6 protein-coding genes are annotated in these 12,158 nt (G+C 75.1%); 1 reads left to right on the top strand and 5 read right to left on the bottom strand.

Annotation, left to right across the window (positions count from 1 at the left end; translation table 11 throughout):
* Nucleotides 1-118: 118 nt before the first annotated feature.
* Entirely contained in the window at nucleotides 119-784 is a 666-nt protein-coding gene (locus ACIQF6_RS03290; protein WP_400889538.1) for a DUF2306 domain-containing protein, read from the top strand.
* Between the two features lie 673 nt (nucleotides 785-1,457).
* Here the strand turns inward: ACIQF6_RS03290 and ACIQF6_RS03285 are convergent.
* The 5 genes from ACIQF6_RS03285 to efeU form a co-directional block, all read right to left on the bottom strand.
* Nucleotides 1,458-6,260: a tetratricopeptide repeat protein gene (locus tag ACIQF6_RS03285; protein WP_400889536.1), complete on the bottom strand. Its 4,803-nt coding sequence runs from the start codon at nucleotides 6,258-6,260 to the stop codon at nucleotides 1,458-1,460.
* A gap of 102 nt (nucleotides 6,261-6,362) precedes the next feature.
* Entirely contained in the window at nucleotides 6,363-6,689 is a 327-nt protein-coding gene (locus tag ACIQF6_RS03280) for a trypco2 family protein (protein WP_400889534.1), read from the bottom strand.
* 163 nt (nucleotides 6,690-6,852) lie between these two features.
* Nucleotides 6,853-8,061, bottom strand: a complete 1,209-nt coding sequence (locus tag ACIQF6_RS03275; protein WP_400889532.1) for an MFS transporter — start codon at nucleotides 8,059-8,061, stop codon at nucleotides 6,853-6,855.
* Between the two features lie 361 nt (nucleotides 8,062-8,422).
* Nucleotides 8,423-9,784 (bottom strand): iron uptake transporter deferrochelatase/peroxidase subunit, encoded by a 1,362-nt coding sequence (gene efeB, locus ACIQF6_RS03270; RefSeq protein ID WP_400889530.1) that lies wholly within the window; start codon nucleotides 9,782-9,784, stop codon nucleotides 8,423-8,425.
* A complete protein-coding gene (gene efeU, locus ACIQF6_RS03265) occupies nucleotides 9,784-12,021 on the bottom strand; it encodes an iron uptake transporter permease EfeU (RefSeq protein ID WP_400889528.1) in 2,238 nt (745 codons plus the stop codon). The genes efeB and efeU overlap by 1 nt, the downstream gene beginning before the upstream one ends.
* Between the last annotated feature and the right edge of the window lie 137 nt (nucleotides 12,022-12,158).

Below are 12,158 nucleotides of genomic sequence, written 5' to 3'. Positions count from 1 at the left end.
CCGGGAAGAGACCGGGGTTCCCCTGGGGGACGGCGGCCTGCCCTACCCCCGCTGGGGTACCCGGCCGCCCCCAGCGGGGGGACGCCCCCGGTCCGGGCCGCTCCGTAGCGTCCCCGGTATGACACTCCATCACCCGGTCGCGCCGCCCCGACTCCCCACCGCCGAGCGGAGGCCGCAGGCCCTGCGGCGGGCCGGCCGGATCGCCGTCCCGACCCTGGCGCTGCTGGTCGCCGCGGCCTCCGCCCGCTACTTCACCCTCGACCCCCGCACCTTCCTGCCTCCGCAGCGCGCCGTCTACCTCGCCCACCTGGCCCCGCTGCTCCTGCACATCGGCGGCGGCGTGGTGGCCCTGGTCGTCGGCCTCCCGCAGTTCCTGCCCGGCCTGCGCGCCCGCCGCCCCTCCGTGCACCGCTGGACCGGCCGCCTCTACGCGCTCGCCGCCCTGGCGATGGGCGTCGGCGGCCTACTGATGGCACCGCTCGCCCAGTACCCGCCGGTCGCCCCGCTGGCCTTCGCCGCGCTCGCCGTGGCCACCCTCACCACGACGGCCCTCGGCGTCGCCCGGGCCCGGGCCGGACGGATCGTCGAGCACCGCCGCTGGATGCTCCGCTCCTACGCGCTGATGTTCACCGCCGTCACCTTCCGCCTCTGGGTATTCGGCCTCGGCCTGACCGGCCTACCGGCCGGCCTGGTGTACGCGTCCGGCGCATGGGCGTCCTGGCTGATCAACCTGGCGGTGGCGGAACGAATGCTGCGACGACCCCGCCAGCCGAAAACGGCCTGACGGCCCGTCGGTCACACCCCTGCCGCACCGATCGGCCGGTCGGTCGGCGGGCGGTCGCCCCGGCAGGCGAGGACAGCCCGTCGACCGAACCCCTGCCCCGCCGGCAGGCGAAGGCGGCCCGACAATCCGTCGACAGCCCCACCAGGCGAGGACAGCCCGACAGCCCGACAGCCACGCCCCTGCCGCACCGGCCGGCCGGGCGGCCGGAGGCTGCGGCCCGGCAGGCGAAGTCAGCCTGACAATCCGTCAGCTGCCCCGCCAGGCGAGGACAGCCCGACAGCCACGCCGCTGCCGCACCGGCCGGCCGGTCGGCCGGCGAGCGGTGGCCACGGCAAGCGAAAGCGGCCCGACAATCCGTCGACCGTGCCCCGGCCGCGCCGGCCAGTCAACGACCGACAGCCCCACCAGGCAAGGACGGCCCGTCGGCCACACCCCTGCCGCACCGGTCGGCCGGTCGGTCGGAGGGCGGCGGCCCCGGCAGGCGAGGACAGCCCGTCGACCGAACCCCTGCCCCGCCGGCAGGCGAAGGCGGCCCGACAATCCGTCGACAGCCCCACCAGGCGAGGACAGCCCGACAGCCACGCCCCTGCCGGCCGGTCAGTCGGCAAGCGGTCGCCCCGGCAGGCGAGGACAGCCCGTCGGCCGTGCCCCTGCCCCGCCGGCAGGCGGCGTGTCAGCGGGCTAGCTCGGCGCGTAGTTCGAGTGCCTTGCTCAGGGCGTACCTGGCCAGCGGCGGCGATGACCGGGACACCTCCTCCAGTATCGCGATGCCCTCCTCGTTGAGGGCCCGGGCCGCCGGGTGGCGGTCTGTCAGCAGGGCGGACCATGCGCAGACGACCAGGATCCCGGCGTACTGTGCGCGGTTCGCCAGGGAGGTGGCCGGGCCGGGCCCGCGGGCCAGCGTGAGGGCTTCGTCGCCGGTGCGCCGGGCCTGCTCGGTCAGGTGGTGCCGGGCCTGGCAGAGGCTCAGCACGGCGACGGCGTCGGCGTGCGCGAGCGGCGGGGGGTCGGCCATCGCCCGGTACAGGGCCGCCCCGCGCTCCGCGTCGGCGAGTGCCCCGGGGTGCGGGGGTTCGCACAGCGCCCGAGCGACGGCGCGGCAGGTGGCGGCGTCGGCGACGATCGTCGCGTACGCCTCCGCGCCGGGCCCGGTCAACGCGTCGGCGGCGGACACCGCCCGGTCGAGCACGGGCAGTGCGGCGGCGGGCCCGCTCAGGTCCCGGACCACGGTGCTCCGGAGGACAAGGGCGAAGGCGATGCCCGCCTGCCGGGCGGGTTCGTCGTGCGGGAGCCGGCCGAACTCCTCGGCGGCCAGGTCCAGTCCGGTCAGCACCTCCTCGACACGGCCGGTGGCCCAGTGGGCGACGGACCGGACGGCCAGGGCCATTCCCGCCGAGGCCCGGTGGGCCGCCCGCTCGGCGAGGGTGAGCGACTGCCAGAGCTCGACCGATTCCTCGGCCAGTGCGGCGGCCTCGGCGAACCGGTCCCGACCGATCAGGGTCTGGGCCAGGCCGGCCAGGGCCCCGGCCAGGGCGGCCTGCCGGTCGGGGGTGGGCTGCCGCTGCCACTGCCGGCGGCGGGCGTCGGCGGCCTCGATGGCGACGGCGAGCGCCTGCTCGGTCTCGCCGTCCGCCATCAGTCGCAGCTTCAGGCTGTCGAAGGTGTCGAGCAGATCGTCGTAGTGCCGGTCGGGGTCGATCCGGACCAGCTCGCGGCGGGCCGCCAGCACGACGCGCAGCGCGGCCTCGGCCGCCTGCGGCCGCAGCGCCAAGGACAGCAGGGAACTCAGGGTGTCCAGCATGTCGGCGGATTCGGGCTCTGCGGCGCTGGGTGTGGCGGCCCGCACCGCCTCCTCGGCGATCGGCGGGACCTCCGCCGTCCGGCCCGCTCGGTGCAGAGCGATGGCGCGGGTGGTGAGCAGCCGGGCGAGCAGTCGCCGGTGGCCGTCGGGGTTGGCGTCGGCGAGTTCGCGGGCCACGGGGACGCCTTCCTCGCACGCCGCGAGCGCTTCGTCGTGGCGTCCGGCGCGGCTGTGCAGGTCGGCGAGGTTGTTGAGGGTGAGTGCGAAGTACGGGCGGCAGGCGCCGTTGTTGCGGTCCAGGTGGTCCCGGTAGATGGCGGCGGCGTGCTGGAGACTGGCGAGCGAGTCCTCGGCCCGGCCGAGTCCGTTCAGGCGCAGGCCGAGGGTGTTGAGGGCCATCGCGTAGTCGGTGGCGTGGGCGTCCGGGTAGGCGGCGTGCAGTTCGGCGTAGCGTTCGGCGGCGCGTTCCGCCGCGTCGGCGGCCTCCTGGCGCCGGCCGACGGTGTCCAGCGCGTTCGACCAGGTGTTCAGCGCCATGGCCAGGGGTTCCCGGTTGTATTCGGGCTGTTCCTCGGCGAGTTGTTCGTACTGCCGGACGGACTCCTCCGCGGCGGCGAGCCCCTCGGTGACGCGGCCGATCCGGTCGAGGCCGATGGCGAGCGAGTTGAGGCTGCGGGCGAGGACCTCACGGTAGGCGGCGGGGTGGCCGGCCGCGAGGCGGCGGCGGAGGGCGACGGCCTCCTCGTCGGCCCGCAGCGCATCGGCGGACCGGCCGCACGCGCCCAGGCAGTTGGAGAGCGTGCCGAGCGCGTGGGCGAGCAGCGAACGGTGGGCGTCCGGGCTGCGGGCGGCGAGTCGGCGCAGCAGTGCGACGGCTTCTTCGGCGTGGGCGAGCGCTTCGGTGGCGAGGCCGGCGCGGTGGGCGTTGACGGCGAGGTTGCTGAGGGCGCGGGCGAACGCGACGGTGTGTTCCTCGGGCGCGGTGTCGCCGTCCTCCCGGGCCCTTGCCCGGCGACGGTCCACCACCTCCCGCCACAGGGACAGCGCCCGGGAGCGGTCGCCGAGTTCGCCGGTGGCGACGGCCCGGGTGCCGAGGGCGGCTAGCAGGTGCTGCTCGTTCTGCACGGCGCCGTCCCGTTCGAGGGCGAGGAAGAGGTCCACGGCCTCCTCGGCGGCGGCCAGGGCTTCGGCCAGCCGCCCCTGGGCGTCGAGTTGGATCGACCGGTTGTTGTGGCAGCCCGCGAGTGCGTTGCGGCGGGCCAGGTCGTGCGCCGGCGGGCTGCCGTCGGGGGCGGGCGGGGTCAGCAGCGCGATGGCTTCGTCGACGGCGGCCAGGGAGCCCGTCGAATCGGCGGTGTCGGAGCGGCGGGCGCCGAGTTTGCGCAGGGCGACGGCGAGTGCCAGGGTCTGCTCCGGTCCCGGGTCGGGCAGGGCCCGGCGCAGAGCCACCACGCGTTCCGTCAACAGGACTGCCCAGGCGGCGAGTTGGTGGGAGGTCTCGGGGAGCGCCTCGACCCAGTCCTCCAGTTGGGCGAGTTCGGTGCCGGGCGCGTCCAGCAGGGTGGTGAGGGCGGCGAGCAGCGGCGCGGGCTGTTCGACGCGGGTGGCGACGGCGATCGCGGCGGCGGCCAACTCCGCGGGCCGGCCGGTGCACAGCTCGGTGAGCACGGGCGCCAGCCGGGCGTGCAGCGGTCGGTGGTGCGCGGCGCGGGCCAGCACGGTGAGCAGGCGCCGCGCCGCCTCGGCGGGCAGGTGTTCGGTGAGGGCGGGCAGCAGGTGCGGGCGTTCGAGGACGCGGGTTCCGGCGAAGCGTTCGGCGATCCGGTCCGGCTGGACGGCCCCCCACGGCGCGCTGTTCGGGCCGGATCGCGCATCCGTACCCGGCGCTGCGGGTGGGTACGCGGCGGTGAGCCAGCGGACGGCCTCGGCCCGGAACTCGTCGTCGGCGAGGCCGCGCACGCGTCGCAGCAGGGCGTCGGCCTCGCGTTCGTCGCGGGCGTCGAGCAGGGTGGCCGCGGCCAGTGCGTCCTTGAACAGTTCGGCCTCGCGGCCCTGGACGGCGTACCCGGTGACGTGTGCGGCCAGGACGCGGTTCCAGTGCCCGGCCTCGTGGGCGAGCAGGCGGCTCTCCACGTCGTCGGGGCTCTTCGCGGCGGGGCGGATCAGGCCGGAGCGGGAGGCGGGGGCTGCTGGGGCCGCGCCGCCGGAGTGGCCGGAGGGGGATTGTGCGGCCGAGCCGCCGGCCCGGGGGGCGGGGGCCGGTTCGGCCGCCCCGTCGGCCCGGTCGAGCAGGTCCGCCAGGGCGGTCATGTGCAGGGTGAGCATGTTGCCGAACGCCGGGTGGTCGAGGCGCTGCTGCCGGTCGGGGTCCTCGGCGGACAGGGCGGCGGCGTGCTGCTGCCAGTCGGTGCGGCGGTGGCCGTCGAGGTGGGCGAGCCGGTCGGCGAACGCCTCGACGGCGTGCCGGTACGCGGCCGTGCGCTCCTCGTCGGCGGCCGGAAGGGCCACGGCGGCGGCGTTGCCGAGGAGTTCGCCGAGCGGGTGGCGGCGTTCGCGGGCGCGGTCCCACCAGGCGCCGTCGGTGCGGGCGATCAGCACGATCTTGAACGGCAGCTCGCGGTCCGGGAGGCTCTCCGCCAGCCGCGCGAGCTGCTCGACGCGCTCCTCCGCGTAGTCGAGCACCACGAGCACCGGCCGGACGGCGAGGTGCAGGGTGTCCAGCGCCTCGGCTCCTGCGGCCAGCCAGAGTGTGGTCCAGCGCGGGCCGTTCGCACCCGGGCCGGCGTCGAGCCGGGCGGCCAGTTCGCGGACCAGCCGGGTCTTGCCCTGCCCGCCCGGCCCGTGCACCAGCAGGGCGGCCACCCCGTCCGTCGCGCACCAGTCCAGCAGGTCGGCCAGCAGGTCCTCCCGCCCCCGAAAGGGGACGGACTCGCGTTCGGGCCGCAGCAGGGCGGCGGGTGAGTCGCCCGGCCGGTCCGGGGCCTGCGCATGAAGATCCGCCAGGGCGGCGAAGTCGGCCGGGTACAGGGTGCTCGCGCCGGCGCCATGGCGTGCGAGCGCCTCCCGGAACGAGGTGTCCCGCAGCAGCAGGAAGGCCGGGACGGCCTCGATCCGGCTGTGCCGGTAGAACGGCACTTCGGCGGCGACCACGCCGACCAGGTGTCCGCCGGAGAGCACCGCGGCCCCCGAGAGTCCACCGTACGGGAGTCCCTCGCGCGGCCATTCGGGCGGCTCACCGGCGATCTTGACGATGTACCGGTCGCCGACCCAGCCGTCGCCGGGCTCGATCGTCCCGCGCTCCTGCGACTGCTCGGTGTACCCCTTGCGCTCCCCCCAGGGATCGCCTCTTTTCCCTTCGTACTGGGCGACGTTGGGCGCTCCGGCCAGGTCGCACGGCTGTCCGGCGGCGGTGGTGACGAACTCGCCCCAGCGGACGTGGGGCGAGCCCGGCGGTTCCCAGTCGGGCGCTTCGACCCGCAGCAGCACCGCATCGGCCCGTCCGCTGCCGCACCACACCACCCGCCCCGGCACCGTCCGCCCGTCCCCCGGCCGGTACACCGGCACCTGCCGGGCCGAGCCCACCACATGCCGGGACGACAGCACCAGCCGGGGCCCGACCAGATACCCCGACCCGCGCCCCGCCGCGCCGTCGACGATCACCACACGGTCCTGCACAGCCACCCCCTGCGCCGATGAACCCGCTCACCACGGGCGAGGCTTCACCGCACCTCGCCGCACGTCACCGAACTCCACCCGCCCGGACCTCCGGTGCGACCGTCAACGCCCCACGCGGCCGGAGAGGTCGCCCGGCCCGGTCCGGTCGTGGTCGCCGGCCACCTCCAGACCGGTGCCGTCCGCGTTCTTCGGCGTGAGTTTGAAGGACACCCGCTGGGTGCGCGTCCGGGACGCCCCCGCCTCGGCCTGCGCCGACAGCACCCAGACCTTCAGCCCGCCCCCCGCCTTGGCGTCGGCCCGCACCTCGATCTCGAACTCCATCTCCACCGACCCGACTTCGAACACCAGGTCCTTCCCCGCGCCCTCCTCGGCGGCCTTCAGCAGTTCGTCCCGCACAGCGGCGACGGCCGCCGCCAGTTCGATGTCCATGTCTCTCTCCACCCCTTGATGACCCGCTCCTTGACGCCCCCGTCGCGGGTCACCCTAGAGGCCGGAGTCCGAATCCCGGCGGAAAATACGCCGACTGACCTACTGAGCTACGTATCTGACGACACGTCAGTTGAGCCGACCCAGCGATCCGCCGAACACCCGCTCAGCTCTCCGCCACCGCCACGCCGCCCGCTCGCCGTCGAGGCGGCGCGGCTGCGGCAAGGGCGGCCAGGACGGGGATCGCGGCGAGGAGCAGGCAGACCGTCAGCGGGATGCGGGAAACGAGCAGGCCGACGAGCGCGGTGGACACCGAACTGCCTGCATTGAAAGCCGTGTTGACCCAGGCCCCGGCCCGGGTGCGCTGCTCGGGCGGGGCGATCTCGTCGGTGAGCAGATAGGCGGTGGTGAGGGTCGGGGCGACGGCCAGTCCGGCGAACGCGGCGATCACCGCCAGGACGGGCAGCGACGGGGCGAGCGCCGCGAGGGCCAGCGCGGCGCCGAGCGCGGCAGTCAGCGCGGTGAGCCGATTCCCGGCCGCCGCACGCCAGTTGACGGCCCCCAGGGCCAACCCGCCGACGGCGCTGCCCGCCGCGAGCGCGGCCTCCACCCAGGCGACATCCGCGTCCCGCCCGTGCCGCCCCGCGAAGACCACGGCCAGCAGACTGAACGCCCCGAGCCCCGCTCCGGCCCCGGCGGCGGCCGCCAACGGCTGCCGGGCACGGGACAGCAGACCGCGCGAACCCGCCCTATCAGCAGTCGAGTTGACGCCAGTGGAGACTTCCTCGCGCGGCATCGAGACCGCCAGCGTGAGCGTCCCGCCGAGGACGAGGGCCGCACTGAGCACCAGGCCCACCGCCGGACGGGCCGCCGAAGCGAGAACGCCCGCCAGCAACGGGCCGGTGACGTAGAGGAGTTCCTCCGCCACGGTGTCCAAACTGTAGGCCCGCCGCCGCAGTTCGGGCTCGGTCACCAGTCGGCTCCACTGCGCCCGGGTGACCGGCCCGAGCGGCGGCGCGAACACGCCTGCCGCCGCGGCCAGTACCAGCAGGACGGGGTACGGCGCGCCGGACCGCCAGGTCACCACGGCCAGCCCGACCAGCACGACCGCGTAGCCGGCGGCCATCGGCGGCAGCGCCCGGCGCGGGCCGTGCCGATCGACCAGCCCGGCCCGCGCCGGGAACAGCAGGACGCTGACGGTCGAGAACACCGCCATCACCCAACCGGCCCGCGCGTACGAGCCGGTGGTGGCGGTGACGGCGAGCAGCAGGGAGAGCGGGACGGTGCCGTAGGAGAGGCGGCCGATCAGGGCCGCACCGAACAGCCGGGCCGCGCCGGGCGTGCGCAGCACAGCCCCGTAGGACGACGAAGACATCGTGGAGTTCCTCGAAAAAGCCGGCGCACAGCGCGCGCCGGTGAAGGTGAACAGGGACGCCGAAGGCACCGCGCCACCGGTCGGTGGCGGGCGGTCGCCGCGCGGGGTCCTAGTCACGGGTGAGGAACATGCCGGTCATCCTAGACCGTCCTCGCCGGGCCACGTCACCGGCCGAACCCTCCCGAACTCGCTCGAACCCGGCCGAGCCCGGCCGAGCCCGGGCGACGGCGGGGACGGTCGGCCCGGTCGCCGTGAACACCGCCCGGCCCGTCGCCCCCGAGAACGCGCGACGGGGTGACGCCCCCGGAGTGCGGGGCCGTCACCCCGTCGGGGTGTCAACAGTGGGGTGTAAACGGTGGGGTCAGCCCGCGGCGGCGAGCAGGCCGCGGCCGAGCCAGTCGGTGTCGTCGCGGACGCCGGGCAGGACGAAGAAGTAGCCGCCGCCGGTCGGCGAGATGTAGTCGACCAGCGGTTCGTCGATCAGCCGGGTCTGGGTGGCCTCGAACTGGCGGACCACGTCCTGCTGGTAGCAGGCGAAGGCCAGACCCATGTCGAGGTTGCCGACCGCGTCGACGCCCCGGTCGTAGTTGTAACCGCGGCGCAGGATCCGGGAGTCGTCGGTCTGCTCGGTGCGCGGGTTGGCGAGCCGGATGTGCGCGTCCAGCGGGATCGCGGTGCCGTCGGGGTCGTTGGCGTACCGGGGGACGTCGGTCTCGTTGGCGCCGTCCAGCGGGGCCCCGGTGTCCTTGCGGCGGCCGAACATCTTCTCCTGCTCGGCCAGCGAGACCCGGTCCCAGAACTCGACCAGCATCCGGATGATCCGCAGCACCTGGTAGGTGCCGCCGACGGCCCAGGCGGGCTCGCCGAGGCTGTCGTTGACCCAGATCAGCCGGTCCGTCTCGCGGGCGGAGTTGACGTCCGGATTGGCGATGCCGTCCTTGAAGCCGAGCAGGTTGCGCTGTGCGCCGGCCGGGCGCGGGGCGCTCGCAAAGCCCTCGATCCGCCACTTCACCTGCATCGCGCCACGGGTGTGCCGGGCTATGTCGCGCAGCGCGTGCAGCACGGTGTCCCGGCTGTCCGCGCAGATCTGGAGCGACAGGTCGCCGTGCAGTTCGGCGGGCTGAAGGTTGTCGTTGGGGAAGGTCTTCATCGGCCCGAGCCGGATCGGCTTGGCGGCGGCCAGGCCGTAGCGGGCGTCGAACAGCGAGGCGCCGACCCCGACCGTCACCGTCAGGTTGTCGGCGGGCACGGTCGGCCCGAGGATGCCGTTGTCGGCGGGCGGGGCGCCGACGCCGAGGTCCGGCGGGGTGCCGCCCGCGGTGAGGAACCGGATCCGGTCGGTCAGGGTGCGCAGCAGCTGCTCCAGCGCAGGGCGGTCCTGGGCGATCACGTCGAACGCGACGAACATCGCGGCGCCCTGCTGCGGCGTCAGCACACCGGCCTGGTGCGCGCCGTGGAACGGCACCGACCTGTCGTCCCGGCCGGCTGCGGCGGCCGGCTGCGGGGCGCCGCCGAGCGCGAGGCCCGCGCCACCGGCCAGCGCCGCGCCGGCCGCGCCGACGCCGAGCGCGGTGCCGAGGAAGCTGCGCCGGCCGGGGCCGGCGGGGCAGCCGGCGGCGGACCCGGCGCTCTCGGCCGACCCGGCCGACCCGGCCGACCCGGCGCTCTCGGCGGCCTGGTGCGGGAACGGGCAGGATCCGGCGGTGGGCTGCTGGCTGGTCATCAGGCGGACTTCCGGATCTCGAGGAGGTCGGGGATCGGGGCGAGGTCTTCGAGCAACTGCCCGGTGGCGCCGTTGAGCTGGATCCGCGTCGAACGGTCGAGCTGCTGCACCGGCGTCCAGCTGCCGTCCGGGTGGTGGGCGGCGGCCAGCAGGCCCTCGACGCGCTTCAGGTCCGCCTCGACGGTGTCCAGCAGGTGCGCGTCACGGGCGACGATCAGCGGCTTCAGCACGGTGAGCAGCTCCCGGGTGCCGTCCACGTTCGCCCGGGCGGTGGCCAGGTTGGTTCCGCTGCCCTCGTCGGTGGCGGCGGTCAGCTCGAACTGGAGGGTGTTCTCCAGGATCTCGTGGGCGCGCAGCGGCAGGTCGCCCGGCGCGAACTCCTGGCCGGGGAACTTCTGCTGCAACTCGGCCGTGTCGGCGGCGAGTTGGTCGGTGGCCGGGGCGAGGTCGGCCGCGCTCTCGCCGTGCCACAGCCCGTACTCGACCCGCAGGAAGCCGGTGAAGTCCTTGTCGTGGACGCCGTCCGGCAGCCCGTCGGCCCGGCCGTTGATCCGCTTGTCCAGGTCGGCGAAGGTGCCGTACGCGGCGCCCAGCGAGGTGTATCGCAGGTGCGCGGCGAGCCAGTCGGTCCGCGCGGCGGCCAGCTCACCGGCCTGCACGTCGGCCTGCAACTTCTGCGTGAGCGGCACGAGTTCGGCCAGCCCCGCATCGACGTACGCCCGGTACTGGGCGAGCGGCTCGGCGAGGTCCGCCGCAGCGACCGGGAGCACCGCCTTGGTCTGCGGGCCGCCGCTGACGTGCACGGTGGCGGAGGTGACGGCGGTGCCGCCGGTGGGCACGCAACGCCACGCCAGGTCGCCGCCGCCGATGGTGGCCGTCAGCGGCCGGGTGGTGCCGGGCGCCAGGCCCTCGATTTCCCCGTAGACCGCCAGGGTGGCGGGGTCGACCAGGTAGACCTCGGAGGTCCGGCTGCCCGCGTTGTGCATCTGGAAGGTGTGCCGGCCGGGCTGCGGAACGGTGAACCCCTTGCCGCACTCGCCCTGCGCGTCCGAGACGGTGACGGTGGCGGCGGCCGAGCCACCGCCGTTCGCAGCGATCACCACGGCGGCCACCACGGCCGGGACGGTGACCAGCGCGGCGGGCAGCAGCCAGCGGCGACGGTTCGGAGCGGACGGGTCCGCGTCGGTCGACCCGGCCTCGGGAGCCGTCGAGGCGTCAGGGGCCTTCTGCGCGTCCGAAGCCGCCACGACCGGGGCCGATCCCTCCGCCGCAGGGGCCGACGCGTCCGCGGCGGACACGGCTGCGGCCGGGGCCGATGCCTCCGCGGCGGGCACGGCTGCGGCCGGGGCAGGCACATCCGTGGCCGGGGCAGGCGCGGGCGCCTCCGCGGCCGGGGTCGCCGCCGGGGCAGGTGCGGGCTTGGCCGCGGCCCGCACGCCGCGGACGAAGAGCGTCATGACCACGGCCAGGTAGCCCACGTAGGCGACCGCCTGGAGCCAGGTCATGGTGACGGTCAGGTTGAACACGCCCTGGACCAGGGTGGCGTACCAGGATCCGGCGTCCAACGTCCCGCTCAGGTCGAACGCGTAGGAGTGGGCACCGGGCAGCAGGCCGCCCTCCTGGAGGTCGCGCAGGCCGTAGCCGAGCACGCCGGCCGCGATCACGATCAGGACCATGCCGGTGTTGGTGAAGAACCTGGTCAGGTTGATCCGCAGCACCCGGTGGTACAGGCCCCAGCAGAGCCCGGCCGCCAGCACCAGGCCGATGCCGCCGCCGATCGCCGGGCCGGTCGTCTCACCGGCCGAGCGTGCCGTGGTCCACAGGAACAGCGAGGTCTCCAGGCCTTCCCGGCCGACGGCCAGGAAGCTGGTGACGACCAGCATCCCGGCGCCCATGCCGAGCGCGGCGGTCACCTTCTCGCGGATCTCCGAGGACAGGTTGCGGGCGGAGCGCCGCATCCAGAACACCATCGCGGTGACGAAGGCGACCGCGATCAGACTCAGCGTGCCGCCGAACACCTCCTGTGCCTGCCCGGGCAGGTCGGCCGCGGTGAAGGTCAGCACCGCACCGACGCTGAGCGCGAGCGCAACGGCGGCCAGCACGCCCGTCCACACCTGCGGGAGGCGGCGTTGCTGGCCGGACCGGACCAGGGTCGCGACCAGGATCGAGACGATCAGTCCCGCTTCCAGTCCCTCCCTGAGCCCGATCAGGAAACTGGGAAATGCGTTGTCCCACACGGGTGTTCCTTCTCCTCAACCATCTAAGGCAAGGCATACCTTAATGATGGCGGCAGTGACCGTCTACACCGGGGTAGACGTCCTGACCTGCGCTTTACCATCGCGCACGGGCCGGCGCGCCTCCACCGGACCGGGGA

The organism is Kitasatospora sp. NPDC092948 (genome assembly GCF_044754805.1).
Lineage (GTDB): Bacteria > Actinomycetota > Actinomycetes > Streptomycetales > Streptomycetaceae > Kitasatospora.
This window is presented reverse-complemented; position numbering and strand designations above follow the sequence as displayed.